21 protein-coding genes, 2 tRNA genes and 1 pseudogene are annotated in these 21,167 nt (G+C 66.3%); 9 read left to right on the top strand and 15 right to left on the bottom strand.

Features of this window, described 5'->3' with window-relative positions; translation table 11 throughout:
• The first annotated feature begins 22 nt into the window (after window positions 1-22).
• The gene (locus ABIB51_RS08130; protein WP_354187248.1) at window positions 23-1,375 is read left to right on the top strand and encodes a M20/M25/M40 family metallo-hydrolase; all 1,353 of its coding nucleotides are present in this window, start codon (window positions 23-25) and stop codon (window positions 1,373-1,375) included.
• Between the two features lie 17 nt (window positions 1,376-1,392).
• On the opposite strand, the gene ABIB51_RS08125 is transcribed toward ABIB51_RS08130, so the two are convergent.
• A complete protein-coding gene (locus ABIB51_RS08125; RefSeq protein ID WP_354187246.1) occupies window positions 1,393-1,671 on the bottom strand; it encodes a hypothetical protein in 279 nt (92 codons plus the stop codon).
• On the opposite strand from ABIB51_RS08125, the gene ABIB51_RS08120 reads away from it, so the two are divergent.
• Both ABIB51_RS08120 and ABIB51_RS08115 read left to right on the top strand, forming a co-directional pair.
• Entirely contained in the window at window positions 1,664-2,227 is a 564-nt protein-coding gene (locus tag ABIB51_RS08120) for a hypothetical protein (RefSeq protein WP_354187244.1), read from the top strand. The genes ABIB51_RS08125 and ABIB51_RS08120 overlap by 8 nt on opposite strands.
• 83 nt (window positions 2,228-2,310) lie before the next feature.
• Window positions 2,311-3,117 (top strand): transglutaminase-like domain-containing protein, encoded by an 807-nt coding sequence (locus ABIB51_RS08115; protein WP_354187242.1) that lies wholly within the window; start codon window positions 2,311-2,313, stop codon window positions 3,115-3,117.
• Window positions 3,118-3,144: 27 nt separating this feature from the next.
• On the opposite strand, the gene ABIB51_RS08110 is transcribed toward ABIB51_RS08115, so the two are convergent.
• Entirely contained in the window at window positions 3,145-3,606 is a 462-nt protein-coding gene (locus ABIB51_RS08110) for a MarR family winged helix-turn-helix transcriptional regulator (RefSeq protein WP_354187240.1), read from the bottom strand.
• Window positions 3,606-4,733, bottom strand: coding sequence for an LLM class flavin-dependent oxidoreductase (locus tag ABIB51_RS08105; protein WP_354187238.1), 1,128 nt, complete (start codon window positions 4,731-4,733; stop codon window positions 3,606-3,608). Before ABIB51_RS08105 ends, ABIB51_RS08110 begins: the two co-directional genes overlap by 1 nt.
• Window positions 4,734-4,961: 228 nt before the next feature.
• Between ABIB51_RS08105 and ABIB51_RS08100 the strand changes: the two genes are divergently transcribed.
• Window positions 4,962-6,386: an MFS transporter gene (locus ABIB51_RS08100; protein WP_354187236.1), complete on the top strand. Its 1,425-nt coding sequence runs from the start codon at window positions 4,962-4,964 to the stop codon at window positions 6,384-6,386.
• Window positions 6,387-6,476: 90 nt separating this feature from the next.
• Here the strand turns inward: ABIB51_RS08100 and ABIB51_RS08095 are convergent, their stop codons facing one another.
• From ABIB51_RS08095 to bcp, 6 genes are all read right to left on the bottom strand, one after another.
• Complete coding sequence (locus tag ABIB51_RS08095; protein WP_354187234.1) at window positions 6,477-9,728, bottom strand: efflux RND transporter permease subunit; 3,252 nt, start codon at window positions 9,726-9,728, stop codon at window positions 6,477-6,479.
• A gap of 81 nt (window positions 9,729-9,809) precedes the next feature.
• Window positions 9,810-11,315, bottom strand: a complete 1,506-nt coding sequence (locus ABIB51_RS08090) for a malate:quinone oxidoreductase (protein ID WP_354187232.1) — start codon at window positions 11,313-11,315, stop codon at window positions 9,810-9,812.
• A gap of 78 nt (window positions 11,316-11,393) precedes the next feature.
• On the bottom strand, window positions 11,394-13,013 hold the full coding sequence (locus tag ABIB51_RS08085; protein WP_354187511.1) for an ABC transporter substrate-binding protein: 1,620 nt from the start codon (window positions 13,011-13,013) through the stop codon (window positions 11,394-11,396).
• Between the two features lie 246 nt (window positions 13,014-13,259).
• On the bottom strand, window positions 13,260-13,937 hold the full coding sequence (locus tag ABIB51_RS08080) for a fasciclin domain-containing protein (RefSeq protein ID WP_354187230.1): 678 nt from the start codon (window positions 13,935-13,937) through the stop codon (window positions 13,260-13,262).
• Window positions 13,938-14,174: 237 nt separating this feature from the next.
• A tRNA-Leu gene (locus ABIB51_RS08075) sits at window positions 14,175-14,256 on the bottom strand.
• Between the two features lie 123 nt (window positions 14,257-14,379).
• Window positions 14,380-14,853, bottom strand: coding sequence for a thioredoxin-dependent thiol peroxidase (gene bcp, locus ABIB51_RS08070; RefSeq protein ID WP_354187228.1), 474 nt, complete (start codon window positions 14,851-14,853; stop codon window positions 14,380-14,382).
• Window positions 14,854-14,948: 95 nt separating this feature from the next.
• Between bcp and ABIB51_RS08065 the strand changes: the two genes are divergently transcribed.
• The 3 genes and pseudogenes from ABIB51_RS08065 to ABIB51_RS08055 form a co-directional block, all read left to right on the top strand.
• Window positions 14,949-15,431: a MarR family winged helix-turn-helix transcriptional regulator gene (locus tag ABIB51_RS08065; protein ID WP_354187509.1), complete on the top strand. Its 483-nt coding sequence runs from the start codon at window positions 14,949-14,951 to the stop codon at window positions 15,429-15,431.
• Between the two features lie 77 nt (window positions 15,432-15,508).
• The gene (locus ABIB51_RS08060) at window positions 15,509-15,673 is read left to right on the top strand and encodes a hypothetical protein (protein ID WP_354187226.1); all 165 of its coding nucleotides are present in this window, start codon (window positions 15,509-15,511) and stop codon (window positions 15,671-15,673) included.
• Window positions 15,674-16,116: 443 nt separating this feature from the next.
• Window positions 16,117-16,506, top strand: a pseudogene (locus ABIB51_RS08055) (transposase); the annotation flags it as partial.
• Window positions 16,507-16,683: 177 nt separating this feature from the next.
• Here ABIB51_RS08055 and ABIB51_RS08050 read toward each other — a convergent pair.
• Entirely contained in the window at window positions 16,684-17,055 is a 372-nt protein-coding gene (locus ABIB51_RS08050; RefSeq protein WP_354187225.1) for a hypothetical protein, read from the bottom strand.
• A gap of 69 nt (window positions 17,056-17,124) precedes the next feature.
• Here ABIB51_RS08050 and ABIB51_RS08045 point away from each other — a divergent pair, with 69 nt between their 5' ends.
• Window positions 17,125-17,280, top strand: a complete 156-nt coding sequence (locus ABIB51_RS08045; protein WP_354187223.1) for a hypothetical protein — start codon at window positions 17,125-17,127, stop codon at window positions 17,278-17,280.
• Between the two features lie 164 nt (window positions 17,281-17,444).
• Here the strand turns inward: ABIB51_RS08045 and ABIB51_RS08040 are convergent, their stop codons facing one another.
• From ABIB51_RS08040 to ABIB51_RS08030, 3 genes are all read right to left on the bottom strand, one after another.
• Window positions 17,445-18,278 carry a DUF6270 domain-containing protein gene (locus tag ABIB51_RS08040; protein WP_354187221.1) on the bottom strand — a complete coding sequence of 278 codons (834 nt, stop codon included), beginning with the start codon at window positions 18,276-18,278 and terminating at the stop codon, window positions 17,445-17,447.
• A gap of 109 nt (window positions 18,279-18,387) precedes the next feature.
• Window positions 18,388-18,621, bottom strand: coding sequence for a hypothetical protein (locus ABIB51_RS08035; protein ID WP_354187219.1), 234 nt, complete (start codon window positions 18,619-18,621; stop codon window positions 18,388-18,390).
• A complete protein-coding gene (locus ABIB51_RS08030; protein WP_354187217.1) occupies window positions 18,570-18,890 on the bottom strand; it encodes a hypothetical protein in 321 nt (106 codons plus the stop codon). Before ABIB51_RS08030 ends, ABIB51_RS08035 begins: the two co-directional genes overlap by 52 nt.
• Window positions 18,891-18,960: 70 nt before the next feature.
• Here ABIB51_RS08030 and ABIB51_RS08025 point away from each other — a divergent pair, with 70 nt between their 5' ends.
• Complete coding sequence (locus tag ABIB51_RS08025) at window positions 18,961-19,737, top strand: site-specific integrase (protein WP_354187215.1); 777 nt, start codon at window positions 18,961-18,963, stop codon at window positions 19,735-19,737.
• Window positions 19,738-19,804: 67 nt separating this feature from the next.
• Here ABIB51_RS08025 and ABIB51_RS08020 read toward each other — a convergent pair.
• Both ABIB51_RS08020 and ABIB51_RS08015 read right to left on the bottom strand, forming a co-directional pair.
• Window positions 19,805-19,880 (bottom strand) — tRNA-Lys (locus ABIB51_RS08020).
• 117 nt (window positions 19,881-19,997) lie between these two features.
• Complete coding sequence (locus ABIB51_RS08015; RefSeq protein WP_354187213.1) at window positions 19,998-21,155, bottom strand: PQQ-dependent sugar dehydrogenase; 1,158 nt, start codon at window positions 21,153-21,155, stop codon at window positions 19,998-20,000.
• Between the last annotated feature and the right edge of the window lie 12 nt (window positions 21,156-21,167).

Genomic DNA, 21,167 nt, shown 5'->3' with positions numbered 1-21,167 from the left:
GGCGGGACATAGACTTTCGCGCATGCAAGATACCGCCGCCCCCGGGTCCGCCAGCCGCGCCGCCGCCTCCCTGTCCGAACTCGTGCAGTTCCGCACCGTCTCGAGCCGGACCGGGAGCGAGGTGGACACCGGCGCGTTCGAGGGCTTCATCGCCGCCCTGGCCCGGCTTTATCCAGCCGTGCACGCAGCGCTTGAGCTGGAACGGGTGAACGGCCACGCGCTGCTGTACCGCTGGCCCGGGACCGGCCACGGCGCAGCTTCCCGGCCCTCGGTGCTGATGGCTCACTACGACGTCGTTCCGGCGGGGGACCCGGACGCCTGGACCCGGCCGCCGTTCTCGGGCCACAACGACGGAACCTTCCTGTGGGGCCGGGGAACCCTGGATGACAAGGGCCAGCTGGTGGCGGTCCTGGAAGCCGCCGAGGCGCTCCTCGGCGTCGGGTTCGCCCCGGCCCATGACCTCTACTTCTCCTTCGGCAACAATGAGGAAACGGCCGGGGCCAGCGCCGCGGCCGCCGCGGAACTGCTGGAGGTCCGGGGAATCCGGCCCTGGCTCGTGCTGGATGAAGGCGGAGCCGTGGCCGGGGGCGCGTTCCCCGGCGTGCGGCAGCCGGCCGCCGTCGTCGGGGTGGCGGAAAAGGGGATCCTGGACGTGGAGCTGCTCACCCGCGACCCCGGCGGGCACGCCTCGGCGCCGCCCCGGATGGGCGCGACCGCGCGCCTCGCCCGGGCAATCGTCCGGATTGAGCGGCATCCCTTCCCGCAGTCCCTGCCCGCGGTGACCGAGGAGATGCTGCGGCGGTTCGGCCCGCACACCCCGGCACCGATGCGGGCCGTCTTCGCCAACGTGTCCCTGCTCAGGGTGCCGCTGACGTGGCTTTTCGGCCGGCTCGGGAACGAGACCAACGCGATGACCCGCACCACCGTGGCCATCACCATGCTCGAGGGCAGTGCCGGGGCCAACGTCCTGGCGGCAACGGCCCGGGCCAACGCCAACATCCGGGTGGCCGTGGGGGAGACCGTCGCGGGGACCGTGGAACGGCTGCGGAAGATCATCCGTGACCCGAATGTGGCACTGCGCGTGGTGGAGTCCAACGAGCCTTCCCCGGTCTCGCTGTCCACGGGCGCGCAATGGGACCTGGTGGAGCAATCCATCGCGGCGACCTTCCCGGACGCGATCATCACGCCCTACATCATGATGGGCGGGACGGACTCGCGCCGCTTCACCGGGATCTGCGACGCGGTCTACCGGTTCGCACCCTTCTCCATGGATGTCCCGGCGCGCGCATCCATCCACGGCGTGGACGAGAAGATTTCGCTCGAGACCCTGTGCCGGGGCGTCCGCTTCTACGAAACGCTGATCCGGGAACTCTGAGCCGCCGCCGGGCCGGACTACGCTGGCAGCATGACTGGGACGGCTATCTCCCTGGGGATCAGGATCGCCGCGGCGCTGGCGCTCACCGCGGCCGCGCTTTCGGGATGCAGCAGCGACGGGAAGGGCACACCGGTCTGGACCGCCGGCGGCAGCCCGGGCGCAAGCACGACGTCGGCGGTACCGTCCGCGGGCACCGGATCCCCCAGCGGATCGCCGGAGGCCACGGCGTCCGGGTCCGGCTCTGCGGCGCCCGGCTCTTCGCCCGGTTCGACGGCGTCGGCCTGGAAGGTGTTCACCGATCCGGCCAAGACCGTGAGCTTCGAGCTCCCGGAGGAGTGGATTGCCCAGTCCGTGACGCCGGATCAGGGCACCCTGCCCGGCGCGCTCAAGATCGAGGTCAAGGACGCCACGGGCGGCTACCTCGCCACCCTGCAGACCGGGCTTCAGCCCCAGCCGGTCCCGGCCTGCCCGGACGACGCAGCCAAGGAGTACGTCGTGGTCAGCAGCGTTCCGGTGGACCTGCCGCACCGCGGCGGCGACGGCACCATCGACCCGCACGCCGTGTTCCGGGTGATCCAGGGCTACAAGTTCTTCGGCTCCTACGGCATCACCAACGTGGTGGGCGGCGCCGGCGGAAAATCCTGCGGCCTGCAGAACGTGGTCCGCGGACCCCAGGGGAAGGGCGACTACTCCTTCGGTGACCTGACCATGTTGAAGGCGCTGGCCCCGGACCAGAAGGTGGCCCCGGCGAAGTCCTTCGATACCCTCGTCCAGGCCGCCAAATACGTCAACGAAGGCACTGAATTCGCCAACGTCCAGCGGATGCTAATGTCTCTGAAGGTCAAAAACTAGTACCGCGCCGCTCCGGCCACCGACGGGCCAGCGACGGCGGACGGCCTTCTGCCAATCTGTTGCCACCTCACCCCCGGAGATACATGGAACGCTCTGTCGCCGCACGCATGGCCTTCAAGACCGTGGCCGACACCAAAGTCGCACTGGCGGTGTCAGTGGCACGCAACGCCGGCTACAGCGGCTTCGAGGAATCGCTGTCCGTCACGGCCGAAGGTGTGGACGTCGCCCTGACGGAACTCTCGGACCACCACGGCGGGCGGTTCCACTACATGGAATTCGCTGAGCCCACCGAGGTCCTGGTGGAATACTCCGCCACCGTCGCCGGTTTCGCCCTGCCGGAGGAACCTGGCCTGATGGAGCTCATCCGCTACGTCCGGCCCAGCCGCTACGCCGAGTCCGACCGGCTGCTGCCGACCGCCTATGCGGAATTCGGCGGGCTGCAGGGCGAAGAGCTCCTGAACGCCGTGCGGAACTGGGTCTTCAGCGAGCTGAGTTACGTGAGCGGGTCCTCGCGGGGGACCGACGGCGCCGTCGAGACGCTGCTGCACCGCCGCGGCGTCTGCCGGGACTTCGCGCACCTGGCGATTGCCCTGCTCCGCTCCAAGAACGTCCCGACCCGGCTGGCCGCGGTATATGCCCCCGGGCTGAGCCCGATGGACTTCCACGCGGTCGCCGAGGCGTACATCAGCGGGGAGTGGCATGTCATCGACCCCACCGGCCTGGCGCCGCGCAGCAGCATGATCCGGATCACCGCCGGCCGCGATTCCTCCGACACGGCCTTCTTGTCCACGGTGGGCGGCAGCCTGATCCTCAAGGAACTCAGGGTCACGGCGATCGTCCACGGCGAACTGCCGGTGGAGGACCCGGCCGGGCTCGTCGTCATCCACTAGCGCGGGGTCCCTCAGGGCCGGGGTCCCTTAGCGGGCGGCCACCGACGCCCGCAGCTTTTCCGTCAGCCGCAGCAGCTCCTGCTGTTCGGCGGCCGTGAGGGCCGGGACCACTAGGGCGGCGATGTCGCGGACGTGCTCCCGGCCGATCTGCTTCTGCAGCTCCCAGCCGGATTCCGTGAGTTTGAGCAGGACCCCCCGGCCGTCGTCGGGGGCCGGCATCCGGGCCACGTAGCCGCGCTTTTCGAGCCGTTCCACCAGCCGGCTCAGGCTGGACTGGCTCAGCAGGACGTGGTCGTTAAGCTCGTTGAGGCGGAGCCAGCCGGACGGGCACCGGGAGAGCGTGAACAACACGTCGTACTCGTTGAGGGCGATACTCTTGAACGCCGGCCCCGCCTGCAGCCTGCGCATCACGGCCACCTGGGCGCGGAACAGGGACTCCCAGGTTTCCGCGGCCAGGCGAACCGGTGATTCTGTGGTCTTGGCGGACATCACGCACTCTCATTGGCGGGGATTTCAGCCGGGCCGGACGCCTCGCCGGCTCCGGCCAAGGAAACTGCCACGCGTCCGGCGTGGGTGGGCGGTTCCGGGACATGGGCCGGGGTGAGGGCGGCGTATTCCTTCCGCAGGACCGGCAGGACCTCTTCGCCGAACAGGTCCAGCTGCTCCAGCACGGTCTTCAGCGGCAGGCCGGCGTGGTCGATCAGGAACAGCTGGCGCTGGTAGTCGCCGAAGTACTCCCGGAAGGTGAGCGTCTTTTCGATGACTTCCTGCGGGCTGCCGACCGTCAGCGGGGTCTGCGAGGTGAAGTCCTCCAGCGACGGGCCGTGGCCGTAGACCGGCGCGTTGTCGAAGTAGGGGCGGAATTCCTTGACGGCGTCCTGGGAGTTCTTGCGCATGAAGAACTGCCCGCCGAGGCCCACGATCGCCTGGTCGGCCTTGCCGTGGCCGTAGTGCTCGTAGCGTTCGCGGTAGAGGCTGATCAGCTGCTGGTAGTGCTCCTTGGGCCAGAAGATGTTGTTCGCGAAGAAACCGTCGCCGTAGTAGGCGGCTACTTCCGCGATCTGCGGCGTGCGGATGGAGCCGTGCCACACGAAGGGGGCGACGCCGTCGAGCGGGCGGGGCGTGCACGTGAAGTTCTGCAGCGGGGTGCGGTGCTTGCCGGACCAGTTGACGGTGTCCTCGTCCCAGAGGCGGCGCAGGAGGGAGTAGTTCTCGATCGCGAGTTCAACCCCGTCCTGGATGTTCTTGCCGAACCAGGGGTACACCGGCGCCGTGTTGCCGCGGCCCAGGACCAGGTCCACGCGGCCGTCGGCGAGGTGCTGCAGCATCGCGAAGTCCTCGGCGATCTTCACCGGATCATTGGTGGTGATGAGCGTTGTGGCCGTGGACAGGATGATGCGCTCGGTCTGGGCCGCGATGTACGCGAGTGTGGTGGTGGGGGAGGAGGAGAAGAACGGGCGGTTGTGGTGCTCGCCGATCGCGTAGACATCCATGCCGATTTCCTCGACCTTTTTCGCGATGGCCACGGACGCCTTGATGCGCTCGTGCTCCGTCGGGGTGCGGCCCGTGGTGGGGTCGGTGGTGATGTCGCTGACGCTGAATACGCCGATCTGCATGGTGTGCCTTTCCGTGGCCGGATGGATCCGGGAGCTGCTTCTACTATAACCGGTATACATGCATTTGCATCTATCGACGGGTATAACGCCCGTCACGGACGAATATTCCCGTGCCGGTATCCCCGCCGGCGCGGAGCGCTGGCCTAGGATGCAATCAATCGGCTGGCGTCAGGTGTTCAGCCCGCCCGGAAGGTAGCCATGCGCCGCGTCGTCGCTTTTCTGTGTCTGGTGGAAATCACCAGCGGAATCCTGCAGGGGTACTACACGCCCATCCTCACGGATATCGCCAGGCACTTGAACATCCACGACGGCGACGTCAACTGGTTCGAGGCCGCCCAGCTGATGGTCAGCGCCCTCGCGGTGCCGGTGCTCGCGAAGCTCGGCGACATGTACGGCCAGCGGAAAATCCTGCTGGCCTCCACGGTGCTGACCGCCGCAGCCTCCTGGGGCGTGGCCCTGGCGCCCGACTTCTGGACGTTCCTCGCGGCGTGGTCCCTGCAGGGCTTCTATGTGGTCTGGCTGCCACTGGAAATAGCCCTGATCTTCAGCCGCGTGCACCAGCTTCCCGACGGCGCCGCCCGCACCCGGCGCGCGGCCGGCATCCTCGTCGGCGCCCTGGAATTCGGCGTCATCGCCGGCGCCCTGGCCGCCGGAGCCCTCGTCGAGGCCTTCGCCGGCCAGCTGCAGCTGGTGCTGCTGGTTCCCGCCGTGGCGGTGACCGCCTGCTGGTTTGCCATCCGGTTCGGGGTCCCCGAGTCCACGGCCCGCAGCGGCGGCCGGGTCGACACGCGCGGCTTCACGCTGCTCGCCCTCGGGCTCCTGCTGATCACCTCGGGGCTGACCTTCATGCGCCTCAACGGTCCCGGCGCCTGGTGGCCATGGGCCCTGGCGGCTGCCGGGCTCCTGGTCTTCGTCCCGTTCACCCGCTTCGAGCTGGGACGCGCAGATCCGCTGGTGGACATCCGGATGCTGCGGGACAAGTCGATGTGGCCGGTCCAGCTGACCGCCGGGCTGTTCGGCGTCTCCGTGCTGGGGGCGCAGGCGCCGCTGTCGACCTTCGCGCGGACCGATCCGGCGCTGCACGGCTACGGCCTGGGCCTGCGCGCCGGCCAGGTCTCGATCATCATCGGCGTCTATGTGCTGGCGCTGCTGGTGGGTGCGCTGCTCTACCCGCTCGTGACCCGGCGGATCACGCCGCGCTGGACCCTTGTGGGCGCCGCCGCGCTGGTGGGCCTGGGCTATTTGCTGTTCCTGCCCTTCCACAGCAGCCTGGCCGAAGCGCTGGCGAACATGGCGGTGGCCGGCGTCGGCTCCGGAGCGCTGGTCGCGGCGCTGCCCTCGGCCGCCGCGTCGGCGGCCCCGCTGAACCGGACCGCGATGGCGACGGGCCTCACCAACACGACCAAGACCATCGGCGGGGCCTTCGCCTCAGCCGTGTTCGGCATCGCTTTGCTGAGCCACGTCCTCCGGGAGGCCGGCGCCGCCGCGGTGGCTTCCGGGGAGACCGCAGCGCCCCTGGCCGGCTACCTTACGGTGTGGACCATTTGCGGGATGACCGGCCTGGCCGCGGCCGCCGCGCTGGTCCTGGTGCCGCGGCTGGCGTTCTCCGACCCGGCTCCCGCCGCCGCCGTCCTACCCGCCCGCGCCGGTTGAGCCCGTGCCGGTTGAGCTGGCACTTAGCGTCCTTATGGGCCGGGGGCAAAGTCAACTAGTCGGAGCAACGCCGGGGGGTTGAGCTGGCTGTCAGCGGAGCGCCGGGGCCTGGTCCGGCTCGCCGGCCTCTTCGACGTCGAGGTCGACGTCGGCGTCACGTGCCGCGTCAGGGTCAGCCGAGGCGTCGGGCGGGGTGGGCTTCGCGCGGCGGCCGCGGGAGGCCGGTACCGGTACCGGCGGCGCGGCGTCCGCCTTCTGCAGGGCACGCATCTCCCGCCGCCCTTCCACCAGCCGGTAGAGAACCGGCACCAGCACCAGGGTCAAGGCGGTGGAGGAGATCAGTCCGCCGATCACCACAATCGCGAGCGGCTGGGAGATGAACCCGCCGCCGCCTGTGAGGCCCAGCGCCATCGGCGTCAGCGCGAACACGGTGGCCAGGGCCGTCATCAGGATCGGCCGGAGCCGCTGGCGGGCACCGTGCGTGATGGCCTCGGCCACGCTCATCCCGGGCTCATCGTTCCGGGGCTGGCGGTACTGATTGATCAGGTCGATCAGCACGATCGCGTTGGTCACCACAATGCCCACCAGCATCAGCATGCCGATCAGTGAGGGAAGTCCCAGCGGGACACCTGTCACCAGCAGCAGGGCGATGGCACCGGTGGCCGCGAACGGGACGGAGACCAGCAGGATCAGCGGCTGCACAAGGGACTTGAACGCGGCCACCATGATCACGTAGACAATCGCAATGGCCGCCAGCAGTGCCAGTCCAAGCTGTCCGAAGGACTCGGCCTGCTGCGTTGTCGCGCCGCCGATCGTCGCGGTGACACCGGCCGGCAGCTCGACGGTCTTGAGCCGGGCCTGTACCTCGGTGCTGACGGCGCCGAGGTTGGAGCCCGACGGCGTGACGGACACCCGCGCGGTCCGCTGGCCGTTGCTGGCGGTGATGGAGACGGGCACGTCAAGCTGTTCGACGGCGGCGATGCTGGCCAGCGGGACCGGTCCCGCCGCGGTGGGCAGCGGGATGGCCCGGACGGCGTCGATGCTGGTGAAGCGGGTGCCTTCGCCGATCCGTACCGGGAAGTCGTTCGTGTCGATCCGCACGGTGCCGGCCGGGATCGGGCTGATGGTGGAAGCCAGCACGCCGGCGACCTGTTCCTCGTTGAGGCCGGCGGCCACCGCCTTGGCACGGTCCACCTTCACCTGGACCACCGGCTGGCTTGCGGCCAGGTTGGTTGCGACCTCGCTGCTGCCGGGCACCCCGTCCAGGGCCTTGACCAGGGCATCGCTGGCCGTCCGGAGGTCCGCGGTGGTGGCGGCTTTGAGTGTGATGTCGACCGTCGAGGCCGTGCCGAAGCCGCCCTGCTGGGATCCGACGGTGACCTTGCCGGCGCCGGGGACCTTGGCGAGCTCGCTGCGGACCGTCTCCTGGAGCTTGCCCTGGTTGGCCTTCTCGTCGGTCACCACGGTGAAGCTGGAGTTGGAGGCTCCGGCGGAGAGCAGCGCGGAGAAGCCGGTCTGGGCATTTCCGGTGGTGACCTGGACATCCTTGATGCCGTCGATGTCCCGGAGCACGTCTTCGAGCTTGACTGCCGCGGCGCCCGCCTCCGCCAGGCTGGTGCCGGCCGGCAGGGCCTGCCGGACCGTCATGCTGTTCTCGCCCGAGCGGCCCAGCAGGTCGGTGGCGAGCAGCGGGGTCATGGCCGCGGTGCCGCCCAGGACCAGCACGGCCGCGATCAGGGTCACCACCGGGTGCTTCTGGGTCTTGGTGAGGACGGGAAGGTAGCCGCGCTGCAGGAGGGTGCGCTGCTCGGCCTCGTGGGCTTTCGCCGCGATCTCCCGTGCGGATGCTCCCGACGCGCCGGCCTTCTCGGCCGGATTGCGGAGGAACCAGTACGCCAGCACCGGGACAATCGTCAGCGACACGAGCAGCGAGGACAGCAGCGCGATGGTCACGGTGAGCGCGAAGGGCCGGAACAGCTCCCCGGCGAGTCCGGCGACGAAGGCGATAGGCAGGAACACTGCCACGGTGGTCAGGGTCGACGCCGTGATGGCGCCGGCGACCTCGCGGATGGAGGTCAGGATGGCGGTGATCTTCTGCTCGCCGTAGCTGAGGTGGCGCTTGATGTTTTCGATGACCACGATCGAGTCGTCCACCACCCGGCCGATCGCGATGGTGAGCGCGCCGAGGGTCAGGATGTTCAGCGAGTAGCCGGTGGCAGACAGCCCGATGAAGGTGATCAGCAGGGACAGCGGGATGGAAACAGCCGTCACGAGCGTGGAGCGGACGGACATCAGGAACAGCAGGATCACCGCGACGGCGAAGCCCAGGCCCAGCAGGCCCTCGGTGGTGAGGTCCTTGATGGACTTCTCGATGAAAGGCGCCTGGTCGAAGATCGGCGTGAATTTGGCGTTCGAGCCGAGCTCGGCCTCCAGCTGCGGGATGGAATCCTTCACCGCGTGGGAGATGCCCACGGTGTCGCCCTCGGGCTTCTTCGTGACGGACAGGGCCAGGGTTTCCTTGCCGTTGGTCCGGGTGATCGACGTGCGGGCGTCCTCGGTGATACTGACGTCCGCGACGCTGCCGATGGTGGCGGCGTTGCTGGTGCCACCCAGCGGGAGCGCCTTGATCGCGTCGAGCGAGTCCACCGGGCTGCCGATCTGGAGCGAGAGCGTCTTGCCCTGTTCCTCGACGGTGCCGGCCGGGACCAGCGCGCCGTTGTTCTTCAGGGCGTTGCTGATCGACTGGAGGGTCGCCCCGGACGCCGCCATGGCCTCGGTGCGGGGGAGGATGCTGATGTGCTGGCTGGCGCCGCCGGTCACTTCGGCGCCGCGGACGCCGTCGAGCTTCTGCAGCCGGGGCACACTGAGCCGGGCGAGGTCCGCGTTCAGCTCGCTGAGCGGTTTGTCTGAGGACACGGCGAGGAACACGATCGGGAAATCGCTGATGCTGCCGGCGATGGCCTGGGGCTGGACATCGTCCGGCAGCGAGCGTTTGGCGTTGGAGATGGCCCGGTCGATCTGGTTCCGGGCCCGGTCCAGGTTCGACCCGTAGGTGAACACCATGCTGATCTGCGAGACCCCGTTGCGCGAGGTCGACGACGTCGACTCCAGGCCTTCGACGCCGTTGAGCGCCGTCTCCAGCGGACCGCTGATCTGCTTGTCCACGACTTCCGGCGAGGCCCCCGGCATCGACGTGATGACCGTGATCTGCGGGAACTCGATGGACGGGATGAGCTCCTGTTTGAGCGAGGACATCGTGATCACGCCGAAAACCGACGCGAACGCGGTGATCAGCGCGATCAGTGCCCGGTTTGCCAGGGATAGCTTTGCGAGCCGGAACATCTCATGGTCTCCTGATGGGTCGACGGAGGTACTTCGAAGGGGGAAATCAAAGCGCTGGCCTGCCGTGACCCGCGGAGGGCGTCAGCTCCGGGTGGCGCTGACCGGTTCGAGCTGCAGGGCCTTGGCCGTCTCGGCTTCCAGGCTGGCGGCGAGTTCCGGGTTCTCGTTGAGCTTGACGCCGTAGCCGGGCATCATCTCCTTGAACTTGGACTGCCAGCCCTTGAAGTTCTTCGGGAAGGACTTCTGCAGCAGCTCGATCATGATCGGAACCGCCGTGGAGGCGCCCGGGGATGCCCCGAGCAGGGCGCCGATGGAGCCGTCGCGTCCGGCGATGACTTCGGTGCCGAACTGCAGGATACCGCCCTTGTTCGGATCCTTTTTGATGATCTGGACACGCTGGCCGGCCGTGATGAGTTCCCAGTCGCCGTCCTGCGCTTCCGGGTAGTACTCGCGCAGGGCCTCCACCTTCGCACCGTGGCGCTTGGCGACTTCCTTGACCAGGTACGCGGTGAGGTCCATGTTGTCCTTGGCGACGGCCAGCATCGGGATGATGTTCGAAGCCCGGATGGACAGCGGCAGGTCCAGGTAGGACCCGTTCTTCAGGAAGTTGGTGGAGAAACCGGCGTACGGGCCGAACAGCAGCGACCGCTTCCCGTCGACGTAGCGGGTGTCCAGGTGCGGCACGGACATCGGCGGCGCGCCGACGGACGCCTGGCCGTAGACCTTGGCGCTGTGCTGTGCCGCGAGGGCCTCGTCGGTGCAGCGGAAGAACTGGCCCGAGACCGGGAAGCCGCCGTAGCCCTTGCTTTCCGGGATGCCCGAGGCCTGCAGCAGGTGCAGCGCGCCGCCGCCGGCCCCCACGAAGACGAACTTCGCGTGGATCGAGCCGTGCTCACCGGACTGCGGGTGCTTGATCGCGAGGTCCCAGCCGCCGTCGGACGCGCGCTTGATGCCGGAGACGTCGTGGCCATAGTTGATTTCGACGCCGTTGTTGCCCAGGTAACCGGTCAGTTCGCGGGTCAGGGCGCCGAAGTCGACGTCGGTCCCTTCCGCCGCGCGGGTTGCCGCAATGCGCTGTTTCGGGTCGCGGCCCTTGACGATCAGCGGTGCCCACTTGGCGATCTGGGCGTGGTCCTCGGAGTACTCCATGGAGCGGAACAGCGGGTTCGGCTTGAGGGACTCGTAGCGGGTGCGCAGGAACTTGGCGTTGTTGTCGCCGATCACGAAGCTCATGTGCGGCACCGTGTTGATGAAGCCCTTGGGGGAGCCGATCAGCGAGTTGGTGACCAGGTGGGACCAGAACTGGCGGGAAAGCTGGAACTGTTCGTTGATGAGCAGTGCCTTGGAAGGGTCCACCGAGCCGTCTTTGGCGGCGGGGGAGTAATTAAGCTCACACAGGGCGGCGTGTCCGGTGCCGGCGTTGTTCCACGGTCCGGAGCTTTCCAGTCCCGGCTCATCCAGCTTCTCGAACAGGGAGATGGTCCAGTCCGGCTCGAGCTGCTTGAGGAAGGCGCCAAGAGTGGCACTCATGATGCCGCCGCCAATCAGGACGACGTCGGCATGTTGGGTCTTGGAAATGAAAGTCACAATCAGTCTCCGATAGCAGCGGGTCTGGCTGTCACAGAATATCCCGCACCGCCCACTAACTGAAATTGGGCCAGTCCGTCAAGGCTTTAGCTCGACCTTGGTGAAAACTTCGTTCAGGACCGGTGATGCCGGGTACTTGAGGACACGGTCGGACAAGGCCAGGGCCGAGATCGGGAAGGCGATCGGAACAGCGGGAACCGTCGCGGCGATCTGCGCATTGATGGTCTGGTACTCCCCGGTCCGTTCCTTGCCGTCGGGCAGGCCGCGGGCCCGGGCGATTTTGGAGAACACCTGCGGATCCTGGTAGCCGAACTCGCCGGTGTTCTCGCCGAAGAGCGGGCCCACGAAGTTGTCCGGGTCGGAGTAGGAACCGTTCCAGCCCAGCAGGTGCAGGGCATGGTCGCCGGGGGAGGTGACCTTCTGCAGGTACCCCTCGGACCATTCCACCGGTACCGGTTTGACGTTCAGCCCGACGGCGGTCAGCTGGCGGCTGATCTCCGCGTACACCTTTTCCGGGGTCGGCAGGTAGGGCCGGGTGACGTTCAGGGGGTAGTAGAACTTCAGTTCCTCACCCCGATACCCGGCTTCGGCGAGCAGTTCCTTGGCCTTGGCCGGGTTGTGGCCCAGGGACGGGGCGTTGTTGTTGAAGCCGCTGAGCTTGGGCGGGACGAACTGGGAGGCCTGGGCGGTGTTGTCGATGAAGAACCGCCGGATCAACGTGTCCTTGTCCAGGGCCATTTCGATGGCCTGGCGGACCTTGAGGTTCTGCAGGATCGGAATTTCCTGGTTCATGCCCAGGTACATCACGGAGAAGGGGTCCCGCTGGATGATCTGCTGGCCCCGCTTGACCAGCTGGTCGAAGTTGCCCACCGTCACGGTGTCGTAGCCGTCAATCTTGCCGTCCAGCAGGGCCTGCATCCGGGTCTGCGGGTGGTCGTAGGTGACAAACTGGATGGTCCCGATCTGCCCTTTGTCCCCCCAGTAGTTCTTGTTGCTGGAGAGCGTGATGCTGCCGCCGTCCCAGGAATCGAAGGAGTAGGGCCCGGTGCCCACCGGGTGCAGCGCGTAGGCGGAGACGGCCTGCCCGTCGCGGCTCTGGTCCAGGACGTCGGCGTTTTGCGTGGCGAGTGCCTGCGGCGAGGACATGGCGAAAGCGGGCAGGGTCAGGGCCTGCAGGAACCCGGTGAAAGGCTGGGTGAGGTCGATCCGGACGTTGTCCGGGGCGAGGGCCGTGCAGCCCTTGTAGATGGAGAGGGCGGCCTGGTCGGCGTGGGCCTTGAAGACGCCCTTGAAGGTGCTTCCGGTGGCCTGCTGGCGGAGCGCTTCCGGGAAATTGAACCAACGGTTGAAGTTGCTGCAGACGGATGCCGCGTCGAACGGGGTCCCGTCCTGGAAGGTCACCTTGTCGCGGAGTTTGAAGGTGTAGCTGCGGCCCTCGTCGCTGTTCTGCCATTCTGTGGCTAGCAGCGGGGTGGGCTGGCCGGTGGTCTGGTCGACTCCGACGAGGCCTTCCATGACCTGCCGGGTGATCCGGTAGGACTCCACATCGGACACGAGGGCCGGATCGAGGCCGAGCGGCTGCGAGGCCGTGCCGAAGGTGAACACGGCACTGGGGCCTGCATCGGTTGTGCCGGCCGAGGCAGTCGACGGGGCGGGGCCGGGCGTGGGCACCCCGGTGCAGGATACGAGCGGCAGCATGAGGAGGACGGCGCCGATTCCGGCTGTAATGCGGCGCAAAGTTTTGCTGGCCACTGTACTGCTGGGCACTCGTGAATCACCTCGGGGGAACTGGATGGATCGCCGGCTGCGGAACAGCCCCAGTCTAATTGACGGCCGGGTCAACCAGCGCAAAGCGAAGGCCCGCACCGTCCGGTGCGGGCCTTCGGTTCTCCTTGTTGGTCCAGGGAGTCAGGCTGGAACCGCAGCAGGAGCGTCTGGTGTTGCCTACTTGGGCATCAGGACGGAGTCGACCATGTAAACGGTGGCGTTGGCAGTCATGACGCCGCCGCAGACGACGTTGGCGTCGTCAACCTTGAGTGCGTCCTTGGTGCCGGTGACCGTCACGGAACCGCCCTCGACCGTCTTGTGCGTGCCGACGATCTGGTCCGGGCTGATCTTGCCGGGGACTACGTGGTAGGTCAGGATCTTGCTGAGCAGGGCATCGTCCGTCTTCAGCGTTTCGATCGTGGCGGCATCGATCTTCTTGAAGGCGTCATCCGTCGGTGCGAAGACCGTGAATTCGCTGCCGTTCAGGGTGTCCACCAGGTTGACCTTGGGGTTGAGCTTGCCGGAAACAGCGGCGGTCAGGGTGGTGAGGATCGGGTTGTTGGAGGCCGCGACGGCTACCGGGTCCAGGGCCATACCGGAAACCGAGCCGGCACCGCTGGGAACCTGGGCGGCGTAGGCGGCGCAGCCGGAACCAACGAGGTTGGCGGCCGGATCCATGGCGGCAGCGGAGGAGCTCGTGGCCGGTGACGGCGCCATGCTGGAGGCCGACGGCGTGGAGGCCGGAGCCGAGGAGCTGGGAGCGGTGCTGCTGGAACCGCCACAGGCAGTGAGGCTGAGCATGGCTGCAGCAGCGATACCTGCGACGGCGAAAGTAGTGCGCTTGATGGTCTGCATTTTGGTTTCTCCTTTTAGTTTGCCGATCATTGCCTGCGACGAAATTTGCCGCTGTGGCCCTTTTCCGACTGGTTGGGCACCGACCCTTGGTTGGTGTCTCAAAGGGTATTCGCGGGCTCGGGGGAAACGGATGGGTGGAGTGTTGAAATTCTTTTTTGGGCGCCGGACGGTGGCGTGATAGCGGCGGTTAAACAGGAGAGAACCCCGGTCCGAAGACCGGGGTTCTCTCTGTATCTGTGCGCAAGGGGGGATTTGAACCCCCACGCCCGAAGGCACAGGAACCTAAATCCTGCGTGTCTGCCAATTTCACCACTCGCGCTCGGCGGCGCCGGCTGCAGGTCTGCTGACCTCGACGGCGGATGCCAGCCTCCATCATACAGTTTGCCGGTGCAGTCCGCCGATTGATATCGCCGGCGGGGGACGGTCCCGGAGGCCTGTCCGGCTAGGCGTCCACCTTCAGGTCCCGGCGAAGCTTCGCTACGTGGCCGGTGGCGCGCACGTTGTACTGCGCCACCTCGATCCTGCCCTCCGGATCTACAACCACCGTGGAACGGATGAGCCCTTCGTAGGTGCGGCCGTAGTTCTTTTTCTCACCCCAGGCCCCATAGGCCTCGGCCACGGCGTGGTCTTCATCGGAGAGCAGCGGGAAGTTCAGGCCCTCCGTGGCGGCGAATGTGGCCAGCTTGCCCACCGCGTCGGGGGAGATCCCCACTACCTCATAGCCTGCCTGCTGCAGGGAGGCGAGGGAGTCCCGGAAGTCACAGGCCTGTTTGGTGCAGCCCGGGGTGGAGGCCGCCGGGTAGAAGTAGATCACTGTGCTGCGGCCCCGGAAGTCGGCCAGGCTGACGTCCTTCCCGTCCGCATTCTTCAGTGTGAAGTCCGGGGCAGGGGTTCCGGGAACGAGTCGATCAGGCAAGTTATTCTCCTTCGGAGGGTGGCGGTATACCAGCCTAGTGAGCGTTGGTGCAGGCAGCGAATCCCGTGCTCGCTATACTCAGTGGTATGCCTGATATGGATCGCTGGCCCACTGGGCGCCTATTGTCCACGGCGGCTCGCCTCGTTGAACACTCCTGGAACGAAAAACTGGGGGCGATCGGCCTGACGCATGCCGGCGTGATCGCGATGGAAGTGCTCTCCGTTAACGGCCCGATGACACAGGCCCAACTGGCCCAGCTGGTCAGGGTCCAGGCCCAGACCATGGGCAAGACCCTCAGCCGTCTGGAAGCCCACGGCCACATTTCCCGGCAGCGGAGCACCTCCGATCGCCGAAGCCACGTCGTGAGCCTGACGGACCGTGGCCGCCAGGCCGTATTCGAGGCTGCGGACATGGAGCGCTCGGTGCTCGCTGCAGCATCAATCGATCCGGACGTGCTGCGGCAGGAACTCCAGGCCGTCGTCTCCGAGTTGGCCACCCGCATTTCCGCGCCGGACGCCAAGGCCATCGTCACCGCTGCGGAGCCGGGCGTAACCGTCGAGGCAACGCGCATCAACTGAACGGCTGTTGCATTCCGCCGTGCAGGCCCCGCGTGTCCGGCATCAGGACCGGACAGCGCTCCCGATAGGGTCGTTTTATGGACCCGCTGACGCCCCCGGAGCTGGAAGGGCAGCGCTCGATCAACGAGCTGCTCGACGAGCCAATCGGCGACCGCCCCATCCAGCTTGAACTGCCGATTCCCGGCCGGCCCAGGCCGGCCGCCAGGTTGCCGGCCCGGCCGCGCACGCGGCAGCCCGCGTAAGCCTCCCCGGCAACGAGTGCTTCGTGGGGCGCGTGCAAGTCTGACGCCACATCGACCCCGAACACGAAAAAGGCCCCCCACCCGCGTTTCCGCAGGTGAGGAGCCTTTTCCTTGTTGGTGCACTCCCGGGACTCGAACCCGGAACCCATTGTTCCTGAATATGTTGACTCTTGCATGCTCCACGATCCTCCACGACAGTGGCCCATCATCCATGTGTATCCCGCTAGATTCCGGGGTTTTTGGGCCGCTCCATCCACTGCGCTCCACGAGCCGCTTGGATTCACCACGGATTAAAAGACGACCAAACGACGAATAGATGGCAGCGTCGTTGACGCAGGTGACTACCCACCGCGATAACAACGACGGGTCGTGCCAGAGTGTTGCCCATGGCTGAATGGATTGACCACTCGCATACCAGCTGCTGCCCATGTCATACGACGCGAAGCCTGTTGTTCCTGGATGCCCGGCACCGGGCCCGCGGCCGCTGCGAGAACCGCATCAAGACGCTGAAGAACACCGGCCTGGGCAAGCTCCCGTTCTTCGATTTTCCCGCGAACCAGGCCTGGGCGAACCTCGCGGTCCTGGCCGCAAACCAGGCCTCCTGGCTCCAGCTCACCGCCCTGCCCGACGGCCACAAGGCACGGGGCTGGGACATCAAACGCTGGCGCTACCGGCTCTTCGCCACCGCTGGGAAGATCATCACCCGCGCCCGCCGGAACCACCTGCTGCTGCCCGACGCCGCACCGGAGAAACCCCTCATCGCCACGCTGCTCGAAGCCATCAGCCGGATCGCCGCAGCCGCGAACCGCCCCGCACTCCTGCTGCGGACCTGACACCGCAGCCCCCGCCAACCAACGAGCAGGAAAGAAGAACACCAACGGGACCAGTGGAAGCCCGCCCCCCGCCCGCCAACACCGGGCCCATCAGCCACGCCCGAAATCCGATTCAGCCCGCCCGGACGGCAAAAACCGGGCCCGGCGCCCCGACCACCGTCCGATGAAAAATCCGGGTTAGTCCGCCACATCAGTCTCAGGCGGGAACCCAGGAAGCCGCTTCGCCCAGCGGATGTGGCGGAGGATTTCGGGGCACCGTCGGTGCTCCTCGATGTCCCACTCGGAGTCGTTGAGCTTATGGACGTTGGCGGCAGGGACCCACGCCGAGTGCGGGCGCATGTCGTCGTCCTGCCAGGACACGAGGATTTGCGTGGGGTTCCAGCGGCTGGCGCGGGCGTACACACCCACGGTCCTGCCGCCAGCCAGAGGGACTGATGCCATCACCTTCGGGTACTCGCCGTAGGTCCAATCACCGATCGCGCCCGGGCCGTAGTAAGAGTCCTGCCGGAAGTACTCATACGTCATTCCGTCGAGGGCGAAGGATGCCATCGACACATAGTAAGTGAACTGGCTAATTTGGTTTACTATGTGAAAGGTATATCTTACTTATGGGGAGCAATGGAAAAGAAGCTACTGGATCTGGCGGCCGATTACCTGGCGTTGCGGGATCAGGTTGAGACCTACCCCGGGTACGTGACGGTGGGCGCCCAGGAGAAGCTGGAGAGTATCGCCGCGGAGTTCGGGGTGACCTTGAGGGCATTCCTGGCAACCTAGAAGCAAAAAGCCCCCGCACTCGTGGTGAGTGCGGGGCTTTTGTTATGCGACGTGTTTGCCGCCGTTGGTGATCGTGATGGTTCCGTGGTCCGGGTCCGGCGTGAGGTACTCGTACGTCACGCCGCTGAGGGTGAAGGATGCCATGGGGCAATGGTAGACGGCACCTAAGGCGCATCCGCTCGGTGTCGGGGGAGGTTGTGCCGGCTGATTTTGGTTGGCATCCAGTGCATGCTTCGGTGCCGCAAAGCGATCTGGGCCATGCGGGCCAGAAACAATGCGTGATAGTCGAAGGTGTAGTGGACGGGGAACTTACCCCACGGGTGGCCCTCGAAGCTTTGCAGACCCTCGGGCATGACGTCGATGCAGTCGACTTCGTAGTTCGCGGAGAGATGGTCGTCCATCGCTTCCCAATGCCGGTTCATCGACGCGGCCCAGGGACTGAAATCGTGTGTGGCGCCGGAGTTGTCGAGCCACGAACCGACGTTGCGGGAGCGGTGCACAACAACCCGTGTGTGCGGGCATTCCTCTTGGATGTAGGCCATGAATCGATCTACGGCTGCCGTCCAGACTGTCATGAATTCATCGGTTCGGCTGTTGATCCGGCACACATCAGCCTCTTGGGCCTTGTAGAACATGGTGTTCACGGTGGACCATGCGTTATTGGTGATGTATTCGCCGCCACCTAGCCGAGCGAATCCAAAAATGAGGTCTGGCCAGAAGTCCATGACGAGGTAGTCGGGCTGTGAGTCTTTGAGTTCGGACAGATACGCTCGCGAAAACTCGCGCTGCAACTTGTCGAAGATTCGAGTTTCCAAACCATCCAGGGTGGCAGGGTCAACATTGATGGGGTCGCTCATCAAGCTCACCATCGAGACGTGGTCGGCCATGGCCACGCATTCGAACAGATCCTTGTATCCGGGATTGAATGTCCTGTTGAAGTTGTCTATAGTTACGCAGCTACCAAAGACGGCAACCTTGATGGGTTGAAAATCACTCACTTGAAACCTTACGTCCGCGACTGCGGTTAGCCGAGAATTGATTCGTCCGTCAATGGTAGCGGGGCCAACGACGGAGGCGCCCCACCCTGTGAGGGGTGGGGCGCTTTGGTTACTTGGTGTCGGGTGCCAGCCAGGGCGCCCACTGCCGGGTCCAGACGATGACGCCGGGGATCGCGCTGATACGTGCCAGCGTGGCCGACGCCGCGGTGATCACCGCGGCCGCCCCGGTCAGCCACAAGTACAGCGAGGGCGGGAGATGCTGCCCGAACCCGTCCACGATGGTCATGATGATCAGCGGCAGGATGCCCAGCAGGCCGACGAACGCGGGGATGCCGACCTGCACGGCCGTCCTGATGGCGGCGCGCCCCGGGTTGGCCTCCTGTGTTGGTTCCGCAGCATGATCTTCGTTTCCTCGCTGTTCCAGACTGCCTTGCGGAGGTTCCCGACTACCTCGTCGACTTTCTCGTTGACGCGCTGCTCGTAGGCTGAGCCTTCGATGGACGCCTTCACCAGATCGTCGATCTTCGCGTTTAGGCAGTTGAGCAGGATGCCTTCCCAGGCCTCGCCGTTGACCAGCTTTTCGAGGTTGTCGCGGTCTGTCTGTTCGAACATGTCCTCCTCCTCGGGGGAGGTGCTGGAGGACGGTCGGGCCGGTGGTCCATTGCAAGCAACGGCACCATCCATGGCATCGCAGAGCCGCGTGGTGTTGTCTCTCATGATGGGCCTCGCCGTCCGCTACGACATCATCGACATGAACCCGGTGCGGGAAGCGATGATGCAGGCCGGGGAGAAGCACCACGTTTCCGCACTGACCGTCGAGGAAGTCCAGGAGTTGCGGATCCAAATTGCGAAGTGGGCGGGTGAGAAGCCGGGCCGCGCCGCCACCCTCGACGCTATGGACCTATTTCTGGCGACTGGTCTACGGCCGGGGGAGCTGCTGGCACTCCAGTTCTCCGACGTCGATTTCAGCATGGGTACGATCGCTGTATCCGGAACGGTCAAGCGGGATTCCGTCAACGGGCCACACCGGCAGGCGTTACCCAAGTCGGAGTCGGGCAAGCGGGTTCTTACGCTCCCGCTGTTCGGCATCGAGCTGGTGCGGCGCCGCAAGGCTTCGTCCCACGGTGACCTGATCTTCCCGAACCGCAACGGCAAGCCGATGGAGCCGGCGAATTTCCGCAGGCTGTGGCGTGAGGCCAGGGGCAAGCAGTGGGAGGCGGTCAAGCCGTCATCGTTCCGCAAGGCGGTTGCTACGCTGATCGAGCGTGAGTCTGGATCCTTGATTGCTTCCCGGCAGCTTGGACACAGCTCTGATGCGATCACGAAAAAGCACTACATTGAGCGGAATCGTAACGCCCCGGATTCGTCGCTGATTCTGGAGCAGATGAACCAGGCGTCATTCTGGTCCAGGAATCGGCAATGTAGACCACCGTTCAGACGACGACTAAACGACGAGTAGCCCTGTTTTTGGGCAAATAAAAACCGCTCCAGTGCCGACTTTCGCCAGTAATGGAGCGGTTTTTTGTTGGTGCACCCCCCGGGACTCGAACCCGGAACCCATTGATTAAGAGTCAATTGCTCTGCCAGTTGAGCTAGAGGTGCAGCTGTTGTTTTCGTTCACCGGGGCTTTTTGTTTCCCTCGTTGTTCTCCGCAACGACATGAAACTCTACACGAGTTTGGGCGGACTGTGAAATCGGCCGGGGACGCCGCGGGGTGCCCTAGCCGGGGAGGGTCAAAATCAGCACAAAATCAGGGTTTTGGCCGTTGCTGAGGACCCACAGGCTGCCGTCCGGAGCCCGTGCGACGTCCCGGATTCGGCCGTACGCCCGTGTGAAATAGCCCACAGGGTCCGCGGCGAACTCGCCGCGGAGCGGCACGGACCAGACGCGCTGGCCGCGGAGGGCGCCGAGGTAGGCGGTATCGCCGACTATTTCGAGTCCGCTGGGGGAGGACTCCGCCGTCGAAGGCCACACGACCTTGGCATCCATGAAGCCCGTGCGGTGCGGGGCGCCAGTGACGTCGGGCCAGCCGTAGTTGCCGCCGGGCACAATCAGGTTCAGCTCGTCGTCCACGGTGGGGCCGAACTCGCTGGCCCAGAGCCTGCCCGCGCCGTCCCAGGCGAGGCCCTGGACGTTGCGGTGGCCGAAGCTGTAGACCGGGTTGTCGCCGAACGGGTTCCCCGGCGCCGGCCTGCCCTCGGGGGTGATCCGCAGGATCTTGCCGCCCAAGGCATTTGTGTCCTGGGGTTGCTCGCGCCGTTGCGAATCGCCGGTACCGACGTAGAGGTACCCGTCCGGCCCGAACCGGATCCGTCCGCCATTGTGGGTCGAGGCCTTGGAGATCCCGCTGAGGATGATCTCCGGGGCCCCGAGGCGCAGCCCGCCGCTGCTCTCTTCAAGGCGGAGGCGGGCGATCCTGTTGTCGCTCTCTGCCGTGAAGTACGCGTACAGGTAGCGATCGGCGGTGAAATCCGGGGAAAGGGCCAGTCCCAGCAGCCCGCCTTCACCGCCGGGTACGACGCCGGGCACCTTGCCCAGTGTTCCGGCCGGTCCGGCGCCGGAGTCCCTGCTGACCGTTCGGAGCAGGGCGCTGTCCCGTTCGGAAATGACCGCGGTGCCATCGGGCAGGAAGACCGTGGCCCAGGGCGTTTGCAGCTGCGCTTCGATCCGGCCGGTGACCGTCGGTTCGCCGGCCGGAGCAATTGCCGGCGCTGTTGCCGGATTGCTGGCGGCGGGGCTGCCGCTTGCCGGCGGAGGGGAACCTGCGGATGCGGTACCCGGCGTTCCGCTGCCGGCTGCGGTGCAGCCAGCGAGCAGGATCGTCGCCGCGGCAGCCAATGCCGCCCCGGCGTTCCTGCCCGGACCGTGGCTGGTCATCAGCCCGTCCCG

The organism is Arthrobacter sp. UYCu712 (assembly GCF_040547005.1).
Classification (GTDB): domain Bacteria; phylum Actinomycetota; class Actinomycetes; order Actinomycetales; family Micrococcaceae; genus Arthrobacter.
This window is presented reverse-complemented; position numbering and strand designations above follow the sequence as displayed.

Coding starts and splice junctions, on each gene's coding strand:
- ABIB51_RS08130 (WP_354187248.1), top strand. CDS start 23: ATGCAAGATACCGCCGCCCCCGGGTCCGCCAGCCGCGCCGCCGCCTCC.
- ABIB51_RS08115 (WP_354187242.1), top strand. CDS start 2,311: ATGGAACGCTCTGTCGCCGCACGCATGGCCTTCAAGACCGTGGCCGAC.
- ABIB51_RS08110 (WP_354187240.1), bottom strand. CDS start 3,606: ATGTCCGCCAAGACCACAGAATCACCGGTTCGCCTGGCCGCGGAAACC.
- ABIB51_RS08105 (WP_354187238.1), bottom strand. CDS start 4,733: ATGCAGATCGGCGTATTCAGCGTCAGCGACATCACCACCGACCCCACC.
- ABIB51_RS08095 (WP_354187234.1), bottom strand. CDS start 9,728: ATGTTCCGGCTCGCAAAGCTATCCCTGGCAAACCGGGCACTGATCGCG.
- ABIB51_RS08085 (WP_354187511.1), bottom strand. CDS start 13,013: ATGCTGCCGCTCGTATCCTGCACCGGGGTGCCCACGCCCGGCCCCGCC.
- ABIB51_RS08080 (WP_354187230.1), bottom strand. CDS start 13,937: ATGCAGACCATCAAGCGCACTACTTTCGCCGTCGCAGGTATCGCTGCT.
- ABIB51_RS08065 (WP_354187509.1), top strand. CDS start 14,949: ATGGATCGCTGGCCCACTGGGCGCCTATTGTCCACGGCGGCTCGCCTC.
- ABIB51_RS08060 (WP_354187226.1), top strand. CDS start 15,509: ATGGACCCGCTGACGCCCCCGGAGCTGGAAGGGCAGCGCTCGATCAAC.
- ABIB51_RS08050 (WP_354187225.1), bottom strand. CDS start 17,055: ATGGCATCCTTCGCCCTCGACGGAATGACGTATGAGTACTTCCGGCAG.
- ABIB51_RS08045 (WP_354187223.1), top strand. CDS start 17,125: ATGGAAAAGAAGCTACTGGATCTGGCGGCCGATTACCTGGCGTTGCGG.
- ABIB51_RS08030 (WP_354187217.1), bottom strand. CDS start 18,890: ATGTTCGAACAGACAGACCGCGACAACCTCGAAAAGCTGGTCAACGGC.
- ABIB51_RS08025 (WP_354187215.1), top strand. CDS start 18,961: ATGGCATCGCAGAGCCGCGTGGTGTTGTCTCTCATGATGGGCCTCGCC.
- ABIB51_RS08015 (WP_354187213.1), bottom strand. CDS start 21,155: ATGACCAGCCACGGTCCGGGCAGGAACGCCGGGGCGGCATTGGCTGCC.